This window comes from Thermostichus sp. MS-CIW-25 (genome assembly GCF_054060015.1).
On record NZ_JBSSCS010000036.1, the window covers coordinates 7501 to 29804 of the forward strand.

Here is a 22304-nt window from a genome sequence, read left to right on the forward strand (position 1 = left end):
CTACCGGGGTCGGCAAGGGGCGGATGTGGCCATGCTGGTTCGCCGCCTAAAAGGACGCTGTGGGGCCAAGAACTTGGTGCATATTGGCACCAGCGCCACCATGATCTCCGGACCAGAAGCCGACGCCCAGGAGCGCCGCCAGACTGTAGCCGCCTTTGCCAGCCGCTTTTTCGGCCATCCCTTTGGGCCGGAGCACGTCATTGAGGAAACCCTGGCCCCCCTCACCGAGGGCGGCCCACCCACGGTGGCAGAGCTGAAGAGCGCCCTGGACTTGCCTTGGCCTACAAACCAGGCCGATCTGCGCCGCCATCCCCTGATGCGCTGGCTAGAGTATGAGCTGGGCCTGGAGCAAAGTCCCGATGGCAGCTTCAGGCGCCGCGTGCCCAGGGAGCTCTCCGAGGTGGCCGCCCAACTGGCCCAACTGACCGGCACCGCTAGCGAAAACTGTGCGGCAACGCTGCGCCAGTTCCTTGCCCACGCCAGCAGCCTGCGGGAGGGCTCTAGCCGCGGCCCGGCCTTGAAGTTGCACCAGTTTATCTCCCAGGGCCGCACCCTCTACGCCACCCTGGAGAGTCGGGAAAAGCGGCAATTTTCCCTAGAAGGGCAGATGCAGGCGGGGGAGGGCAAGCTCTTTTTCCCCGTCAAGTTCTGCCGCCAGTGTGGGCAGGACTACTACCACGTCCTCAGGTCCAAGGATCAGTTTCTCCCCTATCCCGTGGGAGAAGAGGTGGAGCAGGACGAAGACCAGCAAGCCGGTTACCTGAGCTTGGATCCTCTTGACAACGAGTGGTCGCTGGAGCAGATCCCCGAAGACTGGTACACCCCTGAGGGCAGACTCAGGACCGACTGCGGAAAGCGCGTCCCCCAAGCCGTCTGGGTGCGCCCGGATGGCTCCTTTTCCGAGTACCCCCAGGCGGAGGCGCAGAAGATGTGGTGGCAGCCCCACCCCTTTTCCCTGTGCCTGGCCTGCGGCGAGTACTACAGTGGCCGCGAGCGGGAGTTTGTCAAGCTGGCTTCCCTCTCTAGCGAAGGCCGCTCCAGCGCCACCACCATCCTTGCCACCTCCCTACTGCGCCATGCCGAGCAAACCCAGGCCGCTTGCAGCAAGCTGCTGACTTTTACCGACAACCGCCAGGACGCCTCCCTGCAGGCCGGCCACTTCAACGATTTTGTGCATGTGGCCCTTCTGCGGGCCTCGCTCTATGCTGCCCTCCTCAAGAAAAAAGAGCTGGGCTTTGACGAGGTGGCCCAGGAAGTGGTGCGGGCTTCTGGCCTGGAGCTTGCTGACATCGCCCAAAACCCGGCTTTGGACCCTGCCTCGCCCAGTGCCGAGGAAGTGTGGCAGACCTTTAGCGAGCTAACCGAATACCGGCTCTATGAAGATCTGCGGCGCGGCTGGCGGGTTACCCACCCCAACTTGGAACAGGTGGGCCTGCTGAAAATCGAGTACCGCGGCCTCGGGGAGCTCTGCCAAAATTCAGCCCTGGCTTCCCTTCACCCCTGGTTTGCCCAAACTAGCCCTGAGGAGCAAGAGCAACTGCTGCGGGCTCTGTTGGATCAGTTTCGGCGCCAATTGGCCATCGATGTGCCCGTGCTCAAGGCAGAGCCCCAGAGAAGGCTGCGCCGGCGCGCCCAGCAATATCTCAATGAGTTTTGGGGCCTGGAAGAGCATGAGGAGTTGCGGACGGCTCGCTGCTTTGGCCAGAACCCTTCCCGGGAAAACGGGCAAATGCTCAGCCTGGGCCGCCGCAGCGCCATTGGTCGCTTCCTCCGCAGGCGCCTTGATCTGAACCAAGAAGCCTACGACAGGTTTTTGGAGTCCCTGCTGTCTCTCCTGGTCAGACAGGGCCTGCTACGGCGCCACGTGGAAAATGGCCAGGTGGCCTACCAGCTAGACGCCGGCTGTCTGCGCTGGTGTCTGGGGGATGGCCTGCCGCCGCCGGATCCTCTGTATTCCCGCAGCGCCCAGCAGGAGGGCTACACCTCTGTCCGCCGTCCCATCAACCCCTTCTTTCAGGAGCTCTACCGAGCCGGGGCAGCAGGGCTAGGATCCCTGGAAGCCAGAGAGCACACCGCCCAGGTGGTCCAGCCGGGGGAGCGGGAGCGGCGAGAGAGACGCTTCCGCAATGAGCCCGGGGAGCGCCGCCTTCCCTACCTCATTTGCTCTCCCACCCTAGAGCTGGGGGTCGACATTGCCGATCTGGATCTGGTGCACCTGCGCAACGTTCCCCCAACGCCAGCCAACTACGCCCAGCGCAGCGGTCGGGCAGGCCGCCAGGGGCAGCCGGGGCTCATCCTCAGCTACTGCGGCGCCTTCAACAGCCACGACCAGTACTACTTTCGCCGCCGGGCCGAAATGGTGGCTGGACGGGTGCGACCTCCCCGCCTGGACCTGGCCAATGAGTCGCTGCTGCGGGCCCACATCCACGCCGTCTGGCTAGCCCAGGTGCGCCTGCCCTTGGGCAACTCCATCGAAACGGTCATCGACTCAGCTCGGCCAGAGCTGCCCCTGCGGGAAGAGGTAGTTGCCTCCATTCAGCTAGGGGAGGCAGCCCGCCAAGAGGTGGCAGAGCGGGTGGAGGCGCTCTTGGCTGCTGACCGGGAAGTGCTAGAGCGCAGCGGCTGGTTTAGCCGGCGCTGGATCCAGCAGGTTATTGAAGAGGCCCCCCGCGCCTTTGACCGCGCTTTTGACCGCTGGCGGGAGCTCTATCGGGCCGCCACGCAACAGCTAGAAGCCGCTAACCAGCAACTGCAGACGGCTCGCCGCCGGGAAGACCAGCAGGAAGCCAGGCGCCGCCAGCAGGAGGCTCTGCGCCAGCGGAACCTGCTGTTGCAAATCGATACCCAGCGGGAGGAAAGCAACTTCTACCCCTACCGCTACTTGGCCAGCGAAGGCTTCCTGCCCGGCTACAACTTCCCTGCCTTGCCCGTGCGCGCCTGGGTGCCCCGCGGCAGCGAAGGGGAGTTTATCGCCCGGCCCCGGTTTTTGGCCATTCGCGAGTTTGCCCCCCACAACTTCCTCTACCACGAGGGCTGCCAGTGGGAATCGGTGGCCTTTCAGGCTCCGCCCGGCGGCCTGGAGGAGCGCAAAAGCAGCCACAAGCTCTGCTTTAGCTGTGGGGCCTTTGGGGATCCCTCCTTGGATTGCTGCCCCGTCTGCGGTACCCGCTTCGATGGGCAAAATAGCCTTTTAGCGCAGCTTCTGGAAATGCCTAATGTGCGCATGCGGCGCCGGGATCGCATTACTGCCGACGAAGAAGAGCGGCGGCGACAGGGATACGAGCTGCAGACTTTCTTTCAGTTTGCTCCCGAAAGTTCAGGCTACCGCGTCCAGGAAGCCGACGTGCTAAGGGGCGAAACTCCCCTGCTGCAGTTGCGCTATGCCCCAGCCGCCACGCTGCTGCGCATCAACTCCGGCTGGCGGGGCAGTGGGGGGCGAGGTTTCCTGGTCAACTTTGACAATGGCGAAGTCCCTTCTCGAGATCAGCTTGGGGGCAATAGGGCTAGCTCGTCTAGCCAGATGTCCTTGCAGCCCATCCGCCTGGCAGTGCGCGCTACCCAAAACCTCTTGCTGGTGCGGCTGGTTCAGCCCAGCCTGGGGAATCTGCAGGCCCTAGAAACGACCCTGCGCTATGCCCTCAAGCGGGGCATCGAGGAGACCTTTGAGCTGGAGGAGACGGAGCTGGCGGCCGAGTCCATTGGCCAGGGATCCCATCAGGCCATGCTCTTCTACGAAACAGCAGAAGGGGGCGCTGGCGTCCTGCGGCGCCTGGTGGAAGAGCCCCAGGCTCTAGCGGAAGTGGCCCAGGCGGCGCTAGAGATCTGCCACTTCCAGCTCTCAGAAGCCGGGATCCAAGACCTGCGGCCCGAGTGCCGCGCAGCCTGCTACGAGTGTCTGCTCAGCTACGCCAACCAACGGGAAGCGCTGCAGCTTGACCGCTATCAGATCCGGGATCTTTTGGGCCTGCTGGCCAACAGCCGCACCGAGCTGCGCTCCCTGGGTCGCTCCCGCCAAGAGCACCTGGAGTGGCTGCGCCAGCTCCTGGACCCTCGCTCTGAACTGGAGCGCCGCTTTCTCGAAACGCTGGCAGCAGGAGGGTATCGGCTGCCTGAGGATGCCCAGAAAGCCATTGCCGATCCCGACTGCGTCGTTGACTTCTTCTACAGCCCCAACATCTGCATCTTCTGCGATGGCCCAGTCCACGACCAGCCTGCCCAAGCGGAACGGGATCGCCAACTGCGCTCGCAGCTGCAGGGACGGGGCTACCGCGTGCTTGTTCTGCGCTACAACCAAGATTTGCAAGAGCAGCTGGCTCGCTACCCAGAAGTATTTGGCAAGGGCAGCTAGTCCTGCTGGTGGGAAAACAGATAAGCTCCCACAAAAGCCAGGATTACCGCCAAGCCGCCCAAAACTCCCACCGTGTACCAGGGAAACTCCGCAAGCGGCTGGTAGGCGGCTGCCCGCATGCCAATGCTGGCGTAGGAAAGGGGCAGGCAATAGACCAGCACCTGCAGGTAGGTCGGCAACTGGGCGGGATCGAAAAAGGTGGCCCCTAGGAAAGACATGGGCGTAATCAAAAAGTTGGTTAGCACGCCCACACTCTCCAGGCTGGGCACCTTCAAGCCAGCAATTACCCCAATGCCGGCAAAGACGGCGCAATCCAAAAGTAGAACCAACAGCGACAAGGGGTGAAGCAGGCCCCAGGCCCCCGTACCCAGCACCCCCACCGCCAACACCCCCAAGGCCGTCAGCAGGCCGCGGGCAATGCCCGCCAGCACCTTGCCCAGATGCAAAGACAAGGGGTGCACCGGCAACAGCAGCAGCTCTTCAAAGCTCTTGGTAAATAGCCGCGATCCACAAATGGAGAAGGTGGTGCCGGCAAAGCTGATGGTCATGGCTGAAAGAGCCACCATCCCCGGCAAGATAAAGCGCAAATAAGAACCTGCCGCCGTGGATCCGGCCACCTCGGCCAAAGCTTCGGCCCGCAGGGATCCCCCTAGGCCCACCCCAAAGGCGACAATGTAGATGAGGGGGGCCACCAGACCTGAGGCCACCACCTGCCAAACTCGCCCCCGCAGATCCAGCCAGTCCCGCCAGAAGATGGTTAAACTGTCTTCCCAAATTTGCTGATAGGGTAGGGTCAGGGCACGGTTCACCATACGTTTTCCTCGCCGTTCACGGGTTTTGGGCTTGCCGTCTTGTGTCCGATTTTCTGCCACCACTCCGGTTGGGCACCGTTGGCTAATAGCCGTAGTAGTTGGAACGCCACCAAGCCACCGGCAGCGCCAATGCCTTGCTGAGAGTGGACACGTAAGCGCGGGTGCGAAAAACCTGGTAGTGGTTGCGCTCGATGGCGTTGAGAATCTGCCGGTAGAGCATCAAGGAAGCGGCTACCGGCCAGCGGGAGTCCGGCTGCAGGGTAGGGATCCCCCGTTCCGCTTGGGCATAGAGCTCTCTAGCCCGCCGGATCTCATAGTCCATCAAAGCCATCCAGCGCTCGTCAATAACATAGTTAAACAGGTCCCGCTCGGAGTAGTTGAAGCGGCGCAGATCTTCCAGGGGGATGTAGATCCGCCCGCGGCGGGCGTCCTCTCCCACATCCCGCAAGATGTTGGTTAGTTGCATGGCGATCCCCAGCGCCACCGCCTCCTCGCGGCCATCCCGGCCCGGCACAAACCCCATGATCTCCGAGCACATCAGCCCCACCACCCCAGCCACGCGGTAGCAGTAGACCCACAGATCCTCCCAGGTGGCGTAGCGCTGGGTATCCAAGTCCATGCTCTGCCCCCGCAGCATCTCGCGAAACGGCTCGATGGAAAGGCGGTAGGTGCGGATGGTGTGGATCAAAGCGAGGTCCGTGGGGACTTGCGGCTCGCCTCCCTGGAAGAGCGACTCCAGATGGGATCCCCACTGCTCCAGCTTGCTGCGGGTGACCTCCACCTCTGCCTGGCTGGCTTCCAGTCCATCCAGCAACTCATCGGTTTGCCGCAGCCAAGCGTAGATGGCCCAGATGGCCCGCCGTTTGGACTGGGGCAAGAGCAGGGATCCCAGGTAGAAAGTCTTAGCGTGCTTGGCCGTAATCTGGCGACAGAGGGCAAAAGATTGCTCAAGCGGACTCATCTGGCTATCTCCAGGAGCACAGGGCCAGGATAGAGAAGGAAGAGGAACGGCGAGGGCACATATCAACACTACGGGAAAGCGGACGCCGCGGATAGCCTAGAAGAGGTTGTGGGGAAAAGAAAGATTCAAAAGGCATAGGAGGCGGACGGCGGAGAGCTAGACCCCCGCAGCTGCCAGAGTTGAGGCCGAGACAGAAGCGCGTTGAAATGGGATCCCCTTGTTGATGGCCTCCGCCGCCCACTTGCCGGAGAGGATGGCCCCCTCCATGCTGCCCAGGAAGGGCTGTAGGGTGTAGCTGCCCGCCAAGAAGAAGTTGGGAATAGGGGTAACTTGAGTGGGGCGATACTGCTGTCTGCCAGGGGTAGCCTTGTAGACCGAGCGCGGCGTTTTCACCACCACCCACTTGCGCACGCGGGCGGGGTTGGGGCCGGTAAGGTGCTGGGGAAAGAGTTTTTTCAGTTCCTCCAGCGTGGCGGCAAAGATCTCCTCATCGCCGCGATCAATCCACTCGGCAGCCGGAGCCAGCACCAGCTCCAACATGGACCGCTCCGGATCGGCATAGGCCCGGCAGGTGTTGCTCATGTCGGCATACACGCTCAATAGCGGCGAGCGGGAAAACAAGGAGTGATCGATGTGAGTAATCTTGCGGTCAAACCAGATCTGCAGGCTAATTACTGGCACCCCCTCCAGTTCACGCAGCTTTTGGAAAAAGGGGATCCCCCACCACTGCGCCGGCAGCAGCTCCTTGAGCGCGTCCACCGAAAGGGCCGAGACATAGGCATCGGCAGTCACCTCCACCGGCCCAGAGGGGGTGGCTAAGCAAAACCCGGCCACGCTGTTATCGAGGTTGAGACGAATGTCCTGCAACGCCGCCTTCAAATGCACTTCCCCCCCACGGGCGACAATGTAGTCCACCATCGGCTGGCAGAGCCGCTCTGGGGGAGCGCCGTCTAGGTAGGCAATCCTAGAGCCATCTTTTTGCTGCAAAAAGCGGTTCAAGGCCGTCAGGGGCACCATGGCCGAGATCTCCTCCGGGTTGATGAAAGCCAGGGCCTTGGAGACGGCAATGAAAATATCGGTGTTGACCCGCTCGTCAATACCCTGCCGCCGCAGCCATTCCAAGAGGCTATAGCGATCCATCTGCTCCACATAGCGCTGGCCGCGAATCATGGCCGGCACCAGCCCCAGGGCAAACTTCACCTTTTCCCCCCAGGTGAGCATGTCGTTGTTGCGCAAGATGCCGACAATGGCGTTGAAAGGAGCGGGAATATCCGGCAGGTCAAAGCGGGAATAGGTGCCCGGCTTGTCCGGCTGGTTGAAAATCAAGCTGTGTTCCTTCCACTGCAGGCGGTCGGAAATGCCCAGCTCCGCGAACAGTTGCAAGGTGTTGGGGTAGGCGCCAAAAAAGTTGTGCAGCCCCGTCTCGATCCAGTCGCCGTCGGCATCTTTCCAGGCAGCCACCAGGCCACCCAAAACATCCCGCCGCTCAAAGAGGAGCGGTTGATGCCCGGCATCGCAGAGATACTTGGCACAGGCCAGCCCGGCCAGCCCGCCACCAGCAATGGCAACACGCATGAGGGTAACGACAAAGCAACATTTTTATTCTATTTGCAAACCGTTACAATTGCCGGGGCCAAGGGGCAGACGGAAGGCCGACCCAGCAAAAGCAGCGGAACAAGGGGATCCCGAAGCCCATCTGTCTCACTGCCGGGATCCCAATCGCTGGTAGGATACATACGGAAGAAAAAATAAAGATTTTCTGCAGTCCGGGGGAAAACAACGATGGCCAAACAAACACTGGGATCCCTGCTGTCATCTGGCTTTGATTTAAACGGCAAGCGCGTGCTGGTGCGCGCCGACTTCAACGTCCCGTTGGATCCCCAGGGCAACATCACCGACGACACCCGCATTCGCGCCTCCCTGCCCACCATCCAGGCCCTCACCCAGGCAGGCGCCAAAGTGATCCTCACCAGCCACCTGGGCCGCCCCGTCAAGAAGGACAAAGAGACAGGCGCGGTTAAGGTCGCCCGCGAGGGCAATAGCCTGGCCCCCGTAGCCACCCGTCTTTCTCAATTGCTGGGCCAGCCGGTTGCCTTTGCCCCCGACTGCATCGGCCCTGAGGCCGAGGCGGTAGTGAACCGCCTGGAAAACGGCCAGGTGGCCCTGCTGGAAAACGTCCGCTTCTACCCAGAAGAGGAGGACAACGACCCGGAATTTGCCCGCAAGCTGGCCTCACTGGCCGACCTGTTTGTCAACGACGCCTTTGGCAGCGCCCACCGCGCCCACGCCTCTACTGCCGGCGTTACCGCCTATCTCCAGCCTGCTGTGGCTGGCTACCTGGTGGAAAAGGAGCTGCAGTTTCTTTCGGGCGCCATCGAGAATCCGCGGCGCCCCTTGGCGGCCATCATCGGCGGCTCCAAAGTCTCCACTAAGATCGGCGTCATTGAGCGGCTCCTGGAAAAAGTGGACAAGCTCCTGCTGGGCGGCGGCATGATCTTCACCTTTTACCAAGCCCAGGGCCTCAAGACCGGCAAATCCCTGGTAGAAACCGACAAGCTGGATCTCGCCCGCTCCCTGATGGAGAAAGCCAAAGCGCGAAGGGTGGAGCTGTTGCTGCCGGTGGACGTGGTGGTAGCGGATCGCTTTGACAAAGACGCCAACGCCCAGACCGTTTCCATCCACGCCATCCCCGAGGATTGGATGGGCTTGGACATCGGCCCGGAATCGATCAAAGCCTTCCAGGCTGCCCTGCAGGGGTGCCAAACCGTGGTCTGGAATGGGCCAATGGGCGTGTTCGAATTCGACCGCTTTGCCCTGGGCACAGAAGCCATTGCCCGCACCCTGGCCGATCTCACTCAAGCGGGAGCCACCACCATCATCGGCGGGGGAGACTCGGTGGCTGCCGTGGAAAAAGTGGGCCTGGCCGACAAAATGACCCATATCTCCACCGGTGGCGGAGCCAGCTTGGAGCTATTGGAAGGCAAAGTGCTGCCCGGCATTGCCGCCCTCACGGAAGCCTAGGTTTCTCCTTCGGGCCGCAGCCCCTCCAATCCAAAAACCAAGCCAAAAAGTAGGGGCTGGATTCAGCCCCTCCTAACTTTAGTCGGTGTAGATCGCTGCAGCGATGGCGAGACAGGATCCGGCTTAGTGCATCACCACTTTAACGTTGGCGTTGTTCAAGCCAGGACGCTTCACCTCGGCCAAGGTCTTGTTGACGGCGTACTTCTGGTTGATGGAGTTGATCAACTCGGTCTGGTTGTGCTTCTTGGCCACGCCCCACAAATCGGCAATCAGGTCGTAGGAACCGTCGGGATTCTTCGACCAGCCCAGATCGTAGTCGCCTTCCAACTGAGCCACGATGTCAGCGCGAACACGCTGGCCGTTGTAGCCACGCACGTCGGCGTTCAGCTTAACGGTGTAGCCGAGATCGCGCAGAGAGTTGATCAGGATTTGGCTATCGGTGATCTTGGTACGCAAGGTGCTAAAATGAGACATGGTGTTTCTCTCCTGTGTGTAGGGGTTGGAACATCGACACAAACAATGGGCACTGTTCTTTGGGGAAGGTTTGGGCCCTGCCGTCCCTGCTTCTGTCAAGGTAGCTTTGGATCCTCACCTCCTCCTAGAACTCCAGCCGCTGGTACTCGGCTACAGAGGCCGCTGCAGGCCGAGCCCGCTGCTGGGCCCATTCCCTCAACGCTACCACTTGCTCCGTCATGGTGCGAGATAGCGGTTGAGTTGCTTTCGTTGCTGCCAAAATGTCCAGTTGGGTAAATTCGCGGTTCTGGGCAAACGCTTCGTACATGGCAGCAATCAAAACTTGTTCGATCTCCGCGCCGGAGAAGCCTTCACAGGCTGCGGCCAACTGGCGCAGATCAAAGCGGCTGATGTCGCGCCGCCGCTTCTTCAGGTGGATCCGAAAGATCTCGATGCGCTCGTTGATGTTGGGCAAGTCCACGAAGAAGATTTCGTCAAAACGGCCCTTGCGCAGGAATTCACCCGGCAGACGATCCACACGGTTGGCCGTGGCCATGACAAAAACCGGCGAGCGTTTCTCCTGCATCCAGGTCAGGAAGGAGCCAAAGATGCGGCTAGAGGTGCCCCCGTCGGAATCGCTGGAGCCTGCTGACCCGGCAAAGGCTTTGTCCAGCTCGTCGATGAAAAGGATAGCAGGGGCAAGAGATTCAGCAGTCCGCAGGGCACTACGCAGATTTGCTTCCGATTTGCCCACCATGGAGCCATCATAAACGCGGCCCATGTCCAGACGCAGCAGAGGCAAGCCCCAGAGACGAGCCGTGGTTTTGGCGATCAGCGACTTGCCACAGCCGGGTACGCCCAGGATCAGCATCCCCTTAGGCTGGGGCAGTCCATAGGCGCGGGCCCGCTCAGTGAAGGCCTCAGAACGTTGCAGCAGCCAGCGCTTCAGCTCTTCCAGACCGCCAACGGCGTCGATGGTCTCGTCCTCTTCGATAAACTCGAGAATGCCGTTGCGCCGGATCAGTTGCTTCTTCTCAGAGAGGATGATGTCTACTTCTGCCTCGGTGAGGCGACCATGCATCACCACGGCCTTGCGGTAGACTTTTTCTGCCTCGTCCTGCGTTAGGCCCAGGGCCGCCTTGAGCAACTTTTCGCGGGTATCAGGAGCCAAAGGCAGGGAGCGCGGGATCTGCTCCAGCTGGCGGTTGAGGGCGCGCTCCAATGTGGCCATGTCCGGCAGGGGGAAGTCCACTACGCAAATGTCTTTCTCCAGCTCGACCGGGATCACCTGCACCGGCGACATGAGCAGGATGGTTTTGTGGGATCCCTTCAGGCTGGCAATAGCATCCCGCAGCCAGCGCTTCACCTCGGTGTTGTCCAAGAAGTCATGTAGGTCTTTGAAGACGCAGATGGCGGGATCCTTTTGCTCCATGACCCACTGGATGGCGGGCTGGGGGGATTGGGTGTTGTGCTGGGTGAGGCTGCGGGGGTTGCCGTATTCGACGATGCCGTGGGTAACTGTCCAAATGAATAGGCGACGCTGAGGCTTAAGGGTGCGGGCAATTGCTGCCAGAGCCGCTTCTGCCCGTTCCTCCTCTGGAGTCAGCAGGTACAGCAGTGGGTATTGAGCTTGAATGAGGATGCTTAGCTCTTGCATGGGAAACACCAACTGCAGAGGGGAAATTTCAGGAGCCGCCAGAACGGTTGAAAAATGGGGTTCGAGTTGCCTAGGTATTGGATTGCACTTGGGAGTACGCCCTTGTTGGATGGATTTTGAGAGGATTTTAGAAGCCTTCTGTGTTGCTGTCTGCTCCTATCAGCTCAAGTTCCTGAAGGGGGCCCGCTTGGGAGCGTTCTAGCAGGGTACCAGAGCATCCTGCCGTTGCTCTTCCGAGCCAGCAGCCGATCCCCAGTATTCTGGCTCCACCTCTTCAAGGATGGCTTCGGCAGCCGATGTCTGGTGCAGGGAAACCACCTCTCCATCGCGGATAACAAATGGGTGACTACACTTGGGACATTGATGGACACGATAGGCGCTACCTTGTACCCCTTCAATGACCTCTGGGTGAAGCAGATAGAAGGTAATGGCCTTCTCTGCCACTGCCGACATCGGCTCCCGCTCCACGGCAGCCCGAATCTTCAGATTCCGGTGCAGCTCAGGTGAGAGATACAGGGTCACCTTCTGCTTGGACTCTGTGCCTTCCACTACCTCTGGCCGATGATTCATGGCTAACCGCTTTCTTTGAATTGCTTGCCAAACTTGGGGCCTATCATAGCCAGTCTGCCGGCTTGACGGCAAGTTTTTAACAATCTGTAACAAACAATTTTCTTGATGGCCCTCTGTGGATACCTGCGGCTGGGGGAGTAGGCTAGGTGGAAGACAAGGAGCGGAATGTCCAATCCCTATGGAACGCTTGATCAACACCCTCAGCAAAAATTTCTCTAGCTGGGGCCGCCGTGCCCTGGTGCAGGCCAGCGATGGTTTGGCCAGCTTGAGAGACACTGCCGTGGATAACGGCAATCTGTTACTCTGCAAGGCTCGCATCGCGTTCGCGGATGCCAGCTTCACCACCCTAAAGGCAATTCGGTCTCGCTTTGGCGCCAGTCGCTGACGGCCTGGGCCCCTGCTAGCCGCCCAGATCTTGCAGCCGATAGAGGCTGGCATAGAGCCCGCTGAGGGCCATGAGCTCGGCATGGGATCCCTGCTCTTTGAGTTCCCCCCGCTGCAGAACCAAGATGCGATCCACATCGCGGATGGTGGAAAGGCGGTGGGCGATGATCAGGGCGGTGCGATCCCGCAGCAGGGTGTCTAGAGCCGATTGCAGGAGCGCTTCGGTGCCCACATCCAGGCTGGCGGTGGCTTCGTCCAAAACCAAGATTTTGGGATCCCGCCACATGGCCCGCACAAAGCTGATAAGCTGTTTCTGGCCGCTGGAGAGGTTGCTGCCCCGCTCTCGCACAGGGGTGGCGTAGCCTTGGGGCAAATTGCGGAGGAAGTCATGCAGGTTGAGTTGGCGGGCGACCTGCTCCACTGCCGCTAGATCTGCCTTCTCTCCTAGGGTGATGTTTTGCTGGATATCCCCGGAAAACAAAAATCCATCCTGCAGGATTACCCCTAGGTGGCGGTGCAGCTCAGCCTGGGGGAGATCCCGAATATCAACGCCGTCAATGCGAATAGATCCCTGGGTTACGTCGTAGAGACGGCAGAGCAAGCGGATGATGGAGCTTTTCCCGGCTCCCGTGGGCCCCACCAGGGCCACTTTTTCTCCGGGGCGGATGGTGAAGGTGAGGTCTTTCAGCACCCACTCCCCGGGGTTGTAGGCAAACCAGACGTGCTCGAACTGCACCTCTCCTCTGGCATTGGGGGTCAAGTGGCGGGGCTGAGCGGGATCCCGGATGGCAACCGGCAGGCTGAGGATGGCGTCGATGCGCTCGACGGCGGTGAACCCCGCCTGTAGGGCCGTAAACTTTTCGGCCAACTGCCGCAGCGGGTTGAAAAACCGTTGCGAAAAGAGAATAAAGGCGTAGAGGCTACCGAAGGTGAGGGGTTCCCTGGGCAGGGGCAGGGATCCCGTCCATCCCCCTCCAAGTGAGCCCCTACCGGCTGACATCACCTGCTGCCCGCCCACCCAGAGCAAAGCCGCCACGGCCAGCCAAGACACCCACTCCAAAACGGCAGAAAGGGCAGAATCATAAAGGATGGTTTGATCCACTTCCCGGATGTAGCGGCGGTTCATGGTTTGAAAAATCTCGCTATTGAGCCGCTCCCGCCGAAACAGTTGCACCACGGTAATGCCCAAGATGTTCTCCTGGATCCAGGAGTTCAGCTTGGAGAGTTCTTCGCGCACGCGAAAGTTGGCATCCCGAAAGCGGCGCTGCAACTCGAGGACAACAGCGCTGATGGGCAGGACGATGAGGATTAGCAGCAAGCCCAGATCCCAGCGTTGGCTGAGCATGACCACCGCGATCACCCCCAGAGTAAACAGGTCGCTGACAATGCCGACGGCACCGGTGGAAAAGACATCCCCCAAGGCTTCCACGTCGCTGGTGATGCGGGTGATCAACTTGCCCACCGGGGTGCGGTCGAAAAACTGAGCCGGCAAGGCCAGAATGTGGGCGAAGAGATCGTCGCGGATGTCGCGGGTCATCAACTGCCCCAGCTTTTGGCTGACATACCCTTCCAGGGCTTGGAAGAGCCAGCGAACCAGCACCGTCAGGATCAACAGCCCCACATAGGGCCAAAGGTCGGAGAGGATCCCGGCCTCACCTCGTTCCAGCGCTCGGGCAATGGGGCCATCCAGAGCCCGCTGTAGGATCAGAGGCTGCACCGCATCCGCCAAGGCCAAAGGGGGCAGAAAGGCCAAGGCCGCCAACACCAGCCTGAGGTGCCGACGGGCATAGGGCCAGAGCAGCCGCAGCAGCCGCCAATCGCTTTCTCGCCGAGGGCGGGGATCCCTACTTAAATCGGTATCGGGGGGAGAGGCGGCAAGGCTCACAGGCTTACACCCGAGAACAACAAAGACAACTCATAGAGAGCACTGATCTACTCTAAGCGCTCTCCCTGAGGGAGAGGGAGTTTGGGATCCGCAAGGGTTTCCTCGCCATTGGGAATGGCTATAGCTGCACCCCTAATGGCTCTGGGACGGACGGAAAACTGGCCGCTTCAGCTAGAAATCGCAGAAGCCCCGCACTGTACCCGTAGGGTCAGTGCCGGGAGGAATGCGCTTTGATGAAGTACAATGGACTTATGAGCCAAGTCCTGACCATATCCTGTAAGCTCAAGGCGTTCCCGTCACAAGCCGCCAAATTGGACGCGACGATGGATGTCTTTGTGCAGGCATTGAACTGGGTCAACCAGAACACGCCGGAGAAGATCGTCAACGCGGTTAAACTGCAATCCCTTTGCTACTACGAGATTCGAGCTCGGTTCGGCTTGTCCAGTAACTTGGCTCAACAGGTGTGCAGACGGGTGGCGGGCGCTCGCAAAGTGGCGAGACAGCGCAACCGTCCGGTTAAAGAGTTCAAGCGTAGGTTCGTTACCTACGACGCACGTATCTTCTCATTTCGCGAGAAAGACTGGACGGTGTCGCTGACCACGGTGGAGGGGCGAGAGCGCTTTGAACTAGCCATTGGTAACTACCAGCGTGGGATGCTGGCTGGTTCTAACCCCAAATCGGCCACCCTAGTCCAGCGGAAGGACGGCTCCTACTCCATCCAGATTTGCGTAGAGAAAAAACCACCCAAGCAACAAGATACCGACAGGGTGATCGGGGTGGACTTGGGCAGGACGGATATCGCCCATACGTCAGAGGGGGACAATTGGAATGGGCAGCAGTTGAACCGAGTCCGCGACCACTACTCCAAGCTGAGGGCGGCACTCCAACGTAAAGCCAGTAAGGGCACACGCAGTTCGCGGCGCAGATGCCGTCAACTGTTGCAACGGCTGTCTGGCAAGGAGAGACGCTTTCAAACGTGGGTCAATCATCGCATCTCCAAAGCTATTGTCTCTAGGGCAAAAGCTACCAACAGCGCTATCGCCCTGGAAGACCTGACAGGGATCCGAGAAAGGGTCAATCAACAGCCGCGGAGCAAAGCCGAACGGCGCAGGGCCAACGGTTGGGCGTTTTATCAACTCCGTCATTTTCTGGAGTACAAGGCTCTGCGTGCAGGGGTTGCCTTGATTCTGGTACCGCCTGCCTACACGTCGCAGACCTGCCACCGGTGTTTGCACATTCATCCCGACCCTGCGCAATCCTACCGCAGTGGAAAGAAGTTTAAGTGTAGGCACTGTGGATGGGAAGGAGATGCGGATTTGAATGGTGCGAATGTGATTGCGCTTTTGGGGGCTGTCGTAAACCAGCCTAGAGGTTCGGGCCTGTTTTGTTCTCTGGCAGAGCAGAGCAGGCTCAGGGCTACTGAAAGCCCGCTCCGTACTGCTTAGCGGTCGGAGTCGGGTAGTTTACGAGCTTCTGGCCGCTCGGTTCGGGCAGGCTGTAGGCAGCTTGATGAGGAGAAACCGGCAATGTCTTACTCAACCTCTTACTCCGTGTCTTACTCGAAAATCTTTTTCCCAGTTTGGGTGGCGGGGCTGCTGTTGTTGATCGGCGGTGGGATCCTGTTTGTCCTGCTGCGGGCTTTTGGGCTACCCATTGGGGAGCTGGCCGACTGGGCCATTGGGATCGCCAGCTTTTGGTGGCTGGTGGTGATCGTCACCCTTCCCTGGAACCTCTACTTTCAGGCCAAGGCCGTTCAGCAGGAGGCGGTCGTGTCTCAGGAACGAGGGATCCCGGTGGAAGATTCAACCTTGGCTTTCCTACAAAAGCTCAGCCGCTGGTCGTTGCGCGTGGCCATTGCCCTGCATGGGCTGTCGGCTCTGGCCTTCTATGGCTTGGCCGTTGGGCAAGTCACCCCCATTGGCTACCCCAGCGCTGTGGCTGCCCTGTTGTTAACGGCTCTGCGCCCGGCCATCCGGGGCTACGAGTATTTGGCCGACCGCTTGGCCCAGTTGCAAGGGCAAATCCAGATCCCTCGCGAAGATGCCCTCGAGCTGGCGGAACGACTAGAGCAGTTGCAGCGCCAAGTCGAGCAGTTGCAGGAGCAATGGGATCCCGGCAAACCTGGCTCTTGGGCCCAACAAGAGGAAGAAACCCGGCGCTACCTACGGCAGGAGCTGGCCGCGCTCAAGGCCCAACTGGAACAGTTGCGGGCCAGCAACGAGCTAGACCACAGCCAACTGCGCCAAGAGACCCGCCAAGCTGTGGCTCAGCTCAGTGTGGATAGCCAGTTTCTCGGCCATGTGCGGGAGATTCTTCGCTTTATCAAGGAAGCTTAGCGGGATCCGTTGTTCAGCCCTTCCAACTGGGCGGCAAATTGAGAAGGAACCAGCTTGGTGCCCACGCCGGCATCGGTCAGCAGCTCCAGCAATAGGGAATGAGGGGATCCCCCATCCAGAATGTGGGCCGCCCGCACCCCTTGTGCCAGGGCGCGAATGCAACACTGCACCTTAGGGATCATGCCGCCCCTGACCACACCTGTTTGGATAAGCTGGCGGGCCATCTCGATGTCCAGCAGGGTAATCAGGGAGCTGGGATCCTGGGGATCCCGGAGAATGCCAGGGGTGTCGGTGAGCAAAATCAGCTTTTCTGCCCCCAGAGAGGCCGCCAGTTCTCCCGCCACCGTATCGGCGTTGATGTTGTAGGCTTGGCCCGTCTCATCGGCAGCCACACTGGAGATCACCGGAATCTGTCCACCTTCCAACAGGGTTTGCAGCAACTGGGGGTTGATGCTGCTCACTTCCCCAACAAAGCCAATCTCCGCCCGGCCCTGGGATCGCGCTTTGATCAAGTTGCCATCCCGCCCGCACAGCCCCACCGCCGATCCGCCGGCCAAGCTGATGAGCTGGACGATCTGCTTATTAACCTTGCCCACCAACACCATCTCCACCACTTCCATGGTGGCGGCATCGGTAACCCGCAAGCCATCCACAAACTTGAAGGGAATGTCCAGTTTTTGTAGCCAACTGTTGATCTCCGGCCCCCCCCCATGCACCAACACCGGGCGGATCCCCACACAGGCCAGAAAGACGATGTCTCGGAGCACCTCGGCCCGTCGCTCTTGGTGCACCATGGCTGCGCCGCCGTATTTGATGACAATAACGCGGCCCTGGTACTGCTGAATGTAGGGTAAAGCCTCGATGAGGATCTGCGCCCGCGTAAGGGGATCACACGCCGACCCGGTCGCCTCAGAAAGGGAAGAGTTGGTTTGCACTGCTGTAAGTCCCTAGAAGTCCAGAAAACCTGACCTAGAGTATCCCATTCTGCTTGCAAAGCAGATCTCAGGCTTTGGGCGTCAACTGGTGGTTTTTTTTCAAGCTCGCTTCCCCAACCCAAGGACAATTTGGTTGAGGAATCGCCGTCAATCTTCAGGTATGGAACGGGATCGCCAGCAAAGGCAACAGGGCCAACCCCAACCAGGCCCAACCCCGAATTAAAGAAAAATGGGGCGGGGGAGCAACAGGCCCTGACTCTGCCTGCCGCAACAGGGCATCGATACGCTCCTGCAGCCGTTGCCCTGAGTCTGAACTCACGGCCATTGCAAAGCCAACCCAGGCCGCCGCCGGTTGCTCCACCACGCCATAGCCCACCACCTGCAGCAGGGCCTCTCCCAACAGCAAGGGATCCACCCGTTGGGCCGCCCAGCGATCCGCCCGCAGCTCCCGTAGGGTGAGCAATTCCTCCCACAGGGCCTCGGTGTTGGGCAGCCAGCCGGTGAGGCGTCGCAGCCAGCCCACCCCAAACATCCACAGGGTGTCGCGGTAGTGGCGATGGGCTTCTTCGTGAGCGATTACAGCCCGCAAGTGCTCATCATCCAACTGCTCCAGCAGGCCGCGGCTGACCACCAACTGGGCATTCCACACCCCCACTTGGGCAGCAAAAGGGATCTCCAAATCCAGCACATAGGCCGGAGAGCCATGCAAATCCACATGGGCTAAAGCTTGCAGATGGGCACGTCGATAGGAGCGCCAGTATTCCCAAATCCAGTGCAAGGCCACGCCGCCGGCTACGGCCAGCAACAGCAGAGCACAGCCGTAGCAGAACCAGCCCCCCACCCCGGCCATTTGTCCCCACGGCCCCATCCAGGCCAAGGCCAGAGCAGTGGTCAGCAACAGCAGCGGGGGCAGCAAGAAGTGGATCCAAGCCCGCTGCCAACGCCGGCTCCACCCGCCCCCCTTATCCAGGCGCACTTGCACCCGCCACAGGCAACTGAGGCCCAAGCCCAGCAGTAACATGCCCAAGTGGCTCATCGCGGATCCCTCCTGGCTTGACGGGCCGCCCGCAGCCGTTCGGCAATCGCCCGCAACTGGGACACGCTGGCCTGATCCAGGCTATCGGCAAAGGCTGCCACCGTATCGGGATCCCCCACGGCCAAAAATTGCTGCAGGTGGGTGAAGGCCCTGAGGCTGGCCGCTTCCTGACGAGAAAGACGAGGCCGCCACAGCATCGGCAAATGCCGCCCTTGGGGATCGGTGCGGCGCTCACAGCTCACCCAGCCCTTCTGGCTCAAGCGCTGCAAAACTGTAGTCACAGAGGCATAGGCCAGCTCCCGATCCGGATCGGCCAAGATGCGCTCGTGGATTTGACGGGTGCTGGCGCTGCCCAGATCCCAGAGGATCTCCAAGATTTCCGATTCCAGAGGGCCCAGCGATAGTTGCTTGGGGCGATGCTTCGGCAACATAACCTTTTCCGGTGTAGGAACTTTTATCTAGACTAACTGTTGGAGTCTCAAGCCCCGCAGCCATTTTAAGGATCCGCTAAGCTCGAAGATGGTGGTTCTTCGTACTGTTTCTTCCCATGGCTGCTCCCACCTACCACACCATCACCTTCGGCTGCCAAATGAACCGCGCCGATACCGAGCGCATGGCCGGGATCCTGGAGTCCCTGGGGTATGTGGCCACCGAAGATGAGTTGCAGGCGGACTTAGTTCTCTACAACACCTGCACCATCCGCGACAACGCTGAGCAGAAGGTCTATTCCTACCTGGGCATCCAGGCACAGCGCAAGCGCAAGAACCCGGCCATCAAGCTGATCGTGGCCGGCTGTGTGGCCCAGCAAGAGGGGGAGAAATTGTTGCGCCGCGTCCCTGAGCTGGATCTGGTCATGGGCCCCCAGTACGTGAACCGCCTTGGGGATTTGCTGGCGCAGGTGGAAGCCGGAAACCAGGTGGTGGCCACCGATCCGGTTGAGATCCCAGAAGACATCACCAAGCCCCGCCGCGACAGCCAGGTCACTGCTTGGATCAATGTCATCTACGGTTGCAACGAGCGTTGTACCTACTGCATCGTGCCGCGGGTGCGAGGGCAAGAGCAGTCCCGACAGCCCCAGGCCATTCGCGCCGAAATCGAAGACGTGGCCAGAGCGGGCTACCGCGAGGTGACGTTGCTGGGGCAGAACATCGACGCCTACGGACGGGATCTGGATCCGAAAACCAACCTGGCCAGCTTGTTGCGCTTCGTCCATTCGGTGGAAGGTATTGAACGGATTCGCTTTGCCACCAGCCACCCGCGCTACTTTACCGAGGAGCTGATCGCCACCTGCGCCGAGCTGCCCAAAGTCTGCGAGCACTTCCACATTCCCTTCCAGGCGGGCAGCAACGAAGTGCTCAAGCGGATGCGGCGCGGCTACACCCACGAGCGCTATCGCCAGATCATCCAGCTCATCCGCCAATACATGCCCGAAGCGGCCATCAGCGCCGATGCCATTGTCGGCTTTCCGGGAGAAACAGAAGCCCAGTTCCAAGAAACCCTGCAACTGGTGCAGGATATCGGCTTTGACCAAGTGAACACTGCTGCCTACTCCCCCCGTCCCGGCACCCCTGCCGCCGAGTGGCCCGACCAGGTGCCTGAAGAGGAAAAAAGCGACCGCCTGCAACGGCTGAACCGACTGGTGGCCGAGGTGGCTGCCGCTCGCAGCGCCCGACTCTTAGGCCAGGTGCAAGAGGTGCTGGTGGAAGGCCCCAACCCGAAAAACCCCCGCCAGGCGATGGGGCGTACCCGCGGCAATCGCTTGGTGTTCTTCGAAGGGGATCCAGAGCAACTGAAGGGATCCCTGGTGCCGGTGCGCATTACCGCCACGCGGGCTTTTTCGTTGACCGGCGAGGCAGTTGCCGTTGGCACTATCGGCTGAAGATTATCTCTAAATTGCCAAGCCCACGACGAGGATCGAACTCGTGACCTCCCCCTTACCAAGGGGGTGCTCTACCACTGAGCCACGTGGGCAAACCCGATGGTGGGCCGAGTTGGATTCGAACCAACGTAGGCGTAAGCCAGCGGATTTACAGTCCGCCCCCTTTAACCCCTCGGGCATCGACCCATTGACACCGGTCTTTCATCATAGCAGAAGGTGTTGCCCAAATCAGACCTGCTCCCATCATCAGCCGCCTTAATCGAGAGGCCAGAGCTGGGAAGCCATCGGATCCTCGTGCAGACAATGAGGTGGCGCCAGAGCTGGCTACAGAGGGAAGCTGCCGGAAAAAGCCGGATCGGGTCGGGGCTGGACATTTTTCAAGACAAGCTGAACGCGGAACTTGATATCGTTGAAAACAGTCCTTCGGCCCCTGACCATGATTTCTACCCTCGGCACTCCTACCCATCCAGAGCAGACCCTTTCTCCCAACCAGTCTTTGCGCCCCTTGACCAGCCGTATCAACAGCCGGGGGCACTTGGAAATTGGGGGGTGCGACGTGGTGGAGCTGGTGCGCCAGTTCGGATCCCCTCTCTACATCCTGGACGAGTGGACGCTGCGCCGCGCCTGCCAGCTTTACCGCGACACCTGGGCCCGCTGCTACGCCGGGGGATCCCGGGTTTTGTACGCCACGAAAGCCTGGAACTGCCTGGCCATTTGTGCTCTGGCTCTGCAAGAAGGGCTGGGGTTGGATGTGGCTTCCGGCGGGGAGCTGTACACAGCCCTGCAGGCGGGGGCCAAAGGTGAAGATCTCTATCTGCACGGCAACGCCAAGTCTCTTGAGGAGCTGAACTTAGCCCTGGAGACAGGCTGTACTGTGGTGGCGGATAGCCTGTATGAGCTGCAGCAGGTCTCGGCCCTGGCCACACCCGAACGGCCAGCGCGGCTGCTCCTGCGGGTTAACCCCGGTATCGACGTCCACACCCACGAGTACATTCGTACCGGGCAAACCGACAGCAAATTCGGCATCGGGCGATGGCAATTGCCGGAAGTGCTGGATTTTTTGGCCGCCCATCCTCAGTTGCAGTGCGTCGGGCTCCACGCCCACATTGGGTCGCAGATTTTTGATCTGCAGGGCCACCGAGACCTGGCGGGGGTGCTGGCCCAGATCTGGCGGCAAGGGCTGGACAGAGGGTTGCCCCTACAAGAGCTCAATGTGGGTGGGGGCCTGGGGATCCGCTATGTCGAATCCGATGATCCCCCCTCCATCCCGGAGTGGGTGGAAACTGTGGCGACGGCGGTGCAACAAGCCTTTGCCCAGGCTGGGATCCCTTTGCCGAAAGTGCTCTGTGAGCCCGGACGATCTGTGATTGGGCCGGCTGCCGTGACCGCCTACACCCTGGGGGGGCAAAAGCGGATCCCTCCCAGCGATGACCTGCCCCAGGGACGCACCTACATCACCATCGACGGTGGTATGTCCGACAACCCGCGCCCGATCACCTATCAAGCCCGCTATACCGCCCTTCTGGCCAACCGACCAGAGGCAGAGGCCACGCAGCGGGTAACGGTGGCCGGCAAGCACTGCGAGTCGGGGGATGTGCTGTTGAAGGATGTGCTTCTGCCCGCTCCAATGGCAGGAGAAGTGTTGGTGGTTTTGGCGACGGGGGCCTACAACTACAGCATGGCTTCCAATTACAATCGCTTCCCTCGGCCAGCCGCGGTGCTGGTCAACGAGGGAGAGGCCCAGTTGATTGTGCGGCGAGAAACTTATGCCGACCTAATCCGTCAGGATGTTCTGCCAGAGCGGTTGCTGCGTTGAAGGGGAAGTTTGCCCATACCCATCTGGTCAGCTAGAAATCGCAGGAGCCCCGCACTGTACCCGTAGGGTCAGTGCCGGGAGGAATGCGCTTTGATGAAGTACAATGAACTTATGGGCCAAGTCCTGACCGTCTCCTGTAAGCTCAAGGCGTCCCAGTCGCAAGCCGCCAAATTGGACGCGACGATGGAGGCTTTTGGCCAAGCCTTGAACT

At 60.4% G+C, this 22304-nt stretch carries 17 protein-coding genes and 2 tRNA genes (1 of these 19 running past the window's edge); 7 read left to right on the top strand and 12 right to left on the bottom strand.

The window, feature by feature from the left end; all coding sequences use genetic code 11:
* Positions 1–4348, top strand: partial view of a DEAD/DEAH box helicase gene (locus tag ACVWZ1_RS11580; protein ID WP_457503430.1) — the 3' portion only. 707 nt of this gene lie to the left of the window's left edge; 4348 of the gene's 5055 nt are visible here — the last part of the coding sequence; its start codon lies beyond the left edge, outside the window; the stop codon is at positions 4346–4348.
* Here the strand turns inward: ACVWZ1_RS11580 and ACVWZ1_RS11585 are convergent.
* The 3 genes from ACVWZ1_RS11585 to pds all read right to left on the bottom strand — a co-directional run bounded on the left by ACVWZ1_RS11585 (position 4345) and on the right by pds (position 7696).
* Positions 4345–5160 (bottom strand): ABC transporter permease, encoded by an 816-nt coding sequence (locus ACVWZ1_RS11585; protein WP_457442873.1) that lies wholly within the window; start codon positions 5158–5160, stop codon positions 4345–4347. The two genes, ACVWZ1_RS11580 and ACVWZ1_RS11585, sit on opposite strands and share 4 nt — an antisense overlap.
* Positions 5161–5242: 82 nt before the next feature.
* Positions 5243–6121, bottom strand: a complete 879-nt coding sequence (locus ACVWZ1_RS11590; protein ID WP_457503431.1) for a phytoene synthase — start codon at positions 6119–6121, stop codon at positions 5243–5245.
* A 156-nt stretch (positions 6122–6277) separates the two neighbouring features.
* Positions 6278–7696, bottom strand: coding sequence for a 15-cis-phytoene desaturase (pds, locus tag ACVWZ1_RS11595; RefSeq protein ID WP_457503432.1), 1419 nt, complete (start codon positions 7694–7696; stop codon positions 6278–6280).
* A gap of 207 nt (positions 7697–7903) precedes the next feature.
* Here pds and ACVWZ1_RS11600 point away from each other — a divergent pair, with 207 nt between their 5' ends.
* Complete coding sequence (locus ACVWZ1_RS11600; protein ID WP_457503433.1) at positions 7904–9142, top strand: phosphoglycerate kinase; 1239 nt, start codon at positions 7904–7906, stop codon at positions 9140–9142.
* Between the two features lie 123 nt (positions 9143–9265).
* On the opposite strand, the gene ACVWZ1_RS11605 is transcribed toward ACVWZ1_RS11600, so the two are convergent.
* From ACVWZ1_RS11605 to ACVWZ1_RS11615, 3 genes are all read right to left on the bottom strand, one after another.
* A complete protein-coding gene (locus tag ACVWZ1_RS11605; RefSeq protein WP_414355711.1) occupies positions 9266–9616 on the bottom strand; it encodes a DUF1257 domain-containing protein in 351 nt (116 codons plus the stop codon).
* Between the two features lie 124 nt (positions 9617–9740).
* Positions 9741–11252 (bottom strand): stress-responsive protein Ycf46, encoded by a 1512-nt coding sequence (gene ycf46, locus ACVWZ1_RS11610; protein WP_011433294.1) that lies wholly within the window; start codon positions 11250–11252, stop codon positions 9741–9743.
* Between the two features lie 198 nt (positions 11253–11450).
* Positions 11451–11822: a hypothetical protein gene (locus ACVWZ1_RS11615; protein ID WP_041436554.1), complete on the bottom strand. Its 372-nt coding sequence runs from the start codon at positions 11820–11822 to the stop codon at positions 11451–11453.
* Between the two features lie 178 nt (positions 11823–12000).
* Between ACVWZ1_RS11615 and ACVWZ1_RS11620 the strand changes: the two genes are divergently transcribed.
* Positions 12001–12207 (top strand): hypothetical protein, encoded by a 207-nt coding sequence (locus tag ACVWZ1_RS11620; protein ID WP_041436551.1) that lies wholly within the window; start codon positions 12001–12003, stop codon positions 12205–12207.
* A gap of 15 nt (positions 12208–12222) precedes the next feature.
* On the opposite strand, the gene ACVWZ1_RS11625 is transcribed toward ACVWZ1_RS11620, so the two are convergent.
* On the bottom strand, positions 12223–14091 hold the full coding sequence (locus tag ACVWZ1_RS11625; protein WP_457503434.1) for an ABC transporter ATP-binding protein: 1869 nt from the start codon (positions 14089–14091) through the stop codon (positions 12223–12225).
* A 251-nt stretch (positions 14092–14342) separates the two neighbouring features.
* On the opposite strand from ACVWZ1_RS11625, the gene ACVWZ1_RS11630 reads away from it, so the two are divergent.
* Entirely contained in the window at positions 14343–15536 is a 1194-nt protein-coding gene (locus ACVWZ1_RS11630; protein ID WP_457503435.1) for an RNA-guided endonuclease InsQ/TnpB family protein, read from the top strand.
* Between the two features lie 105 nt (positions 15537–15641).
* Positions 15642–16427 carry a hypothetical protein gene (locus tag ACVWZ1_RS11635; RefSeq protein ID WP_457503436.1) on the top strand — a complete coding sequence of 262 codons (786 nt, stop codon included), beginning with the start codon at positions 15642–15644 and terminating at the stop codon, positions 16425–16427.
* Here ACVWZ1_RS11635 and argB read toward each other — a convergent pair.
* From argB to ACVWZ1_RS11650, 3 genes are all read right to left on the bottom strand, one after another.
* Positions 16424–17362 (bottom strand): acetylglutamate kinase, encoded by a 939-nt coding sequence (gene argB / locus ACVWZ1_RS11640; RefSeq protein WP_457466477.1) that lies wholly within the window; start codon positions 17360–17362, stop codon positions 16424–16426. The two genes, ACVWZ1_RS11635 and argB, sit on opposite strands and share 4 nt — an antisense overlap.
* Positions 17363–17516: 154 nt before the next feature.
* Positions 17517–18398: a M56 family metallopeptidase gene (locus ACVWZ1_RS11645; protein ID WP_457503437.1), complete on the bottom strand. Its 882-nt coding sequence runs from the start codon at positions 18396–18398 to the stop codon at positions 17517–17519.
* Entirely contained in the window at positions 18395–18829 is a 435-nt protein-coding gene (locus ACVWZ1_RS11650) for a BlaI/MecI/CopY family transcriptional regulator (protein ID WP_457466478.1), read from the bottom strand. The genes ACVWZ1_RS11645 and ACVWZ1_RS11650 overlap by 4 nt, the downstream gene beginning before the upstream one ends.
* A gap of 116 nt (positions 18830–18945) precedes the next feature.
* Between ACVWZ1_RS11650 and miaB the strand changes: the two genes are divergently transcribed.
* A complete protein-coding gene (miaB, locus tag ACVWZ1_RS11655) occupies positions 18946–20277 on the top strand; it encodes a tRNA (N6-isopentenyl adenosine(37)-C2)-methylthiotransferase MiaB (protein ID WP_457466479.1) in 1332 nt (443 codons plus the stop codon).
* A 20-nt stretch (positions 20278–20297) separates the two neighbouring features.
* On the opposite strand, the gene ACVWZ1_RS11660 is transcribed toward miaB, so the two are convergent.
* Together ACVWZ1_RS11660 and ACVWZ1_RS11665 are read right to left on the bottom strand one after the other, a co-directional pair.
* Positions 20298–20369, bottom strand: a tRNA-Thr gene (locus ACVWZ1_RS11660).
* Positions 20370–20377: 8 nt separating this feature from the next.
* Positions 20378–20463: transfer RNA gene (locus ACVWZ1_RS11665), tRNA-Tyr, on the bottom strand.
* 250 nt (positions 20464–20713) lie between these two features.
* Here ACVWZ1_RS11665 and lysA point away from each other — a divergent pair.
* A complete protein-coding gene (lysA, locus tag ACVWZ1_RS11670) occupies positions 20714–22093 on the top strand; it encodes a diaminopimelate decarboxylase (protein WP_414355719.1) in 1380 nt (459 codons plus the stop codon).
* Positions 22094–22304: the final 211 nt, after the last annotated feature.

What these genes read in the sequence shown, in the direction of transcription:
- ACVWZ1_RS11585 (WP_457442873.1), bottom strand. Translation starts at nt 5,160, where the DNA reads ATGGTGAACCGTGCCCTGACCCTACCCTATCAGCAAATTTGGGAAGAC.
- ACVWZ1_RS11590 (WP_457503431.1), bottom strand. Translation starts at nt 6,121, where the DNA reads ATGAGTCCGCTTGAGCAATCTTTTGCCCTCTGTCGCCAGATTACGGCC.
- pds (WP_457503432.1), bottom strand. Translation starts at nt 7,696, where the DNA reads ATGCGTGTTGCCATTGCTGGTGGCGGGCTGGCCGGGCTGGCCTGTGCC.
- ACVWZ1_RS11600 (WP_457503433.1), top strand. Translation starts at nt 7,904, where the DNA reads ATGGCCAAACAAACACTGGGATCCCTGCTGTCATCTGGCTTTGATTTA.
- ACVWZ1_RS11605 (WP_414355711.1), bottom strand. Translation starts at nt 9,616, where the DNA reads ATGTCTCATTTTAGCACCTTGCGTACCAAGATCACCGATAGCCAAATC.
- ycf46 (WP_011433294.1), bottom strand. Translation starts at nt 11,252, where the DNA reads ATGCAAGAGCTAAGCATCCTCATTCAAGCTCAATACCCACTGCTGTAC.
- ACVWZ1_RS11615 (WP_041436554.1), bottom strand. Translation starts at nt 11,822, where the DNA reads ATGAATCATCGGCCAGAGGTAGTGGAAGGCACAGAGTCCAAGCAGAAG.
- ACVWZ1_RS11620 (WP_041436551.1), top strand. Translation starts at nt 12,001, where the DNA reads ATGGAACGCTTGATCAACACCCTCAGCAAAAATTTCTCTAGCTGGGGC.
- ACVWZ1_RS11630 (WP_457503435.1), top strand. Translation starts at nt 14,343, where the DNA reads ATGAGCCAAGTCCTGACCATATCCTGTAAGCTCAAGGCGTTCCCGTCA.
- ACVWZ1_RS11645 (WP_457503437.1), bottom strand. Translation starts at nt 18,398, where the DNA reads ATGAGCCACTTGGGCATGTTACTGCTGGGCTTGGGCCTCAGTTGCCTG.
- ACVWZ1_RS11650 (WP_457466478.1), bottom strand. Translation starts at nt 18,829, where the DNA reads ATGTTGCCGAAGCATCGCCCCAAGCAACTATCGCTGGGCCCTCTGGAA.
- miaB (WP_457466479.1), top strand. Translation starts at nt 18,946, where the DNA reads ATGGCTGCTCCCACCTACCACACCATCACCTTCGGCTGCCAAATGAAC.
- lysA (WP_414355719.1), top strand. Translation starts at nt 20,714, where the DNA reads ATGATTTCTACCCTCGGCACTCCTACCCATCCAGAGCAGACCCTTTCT.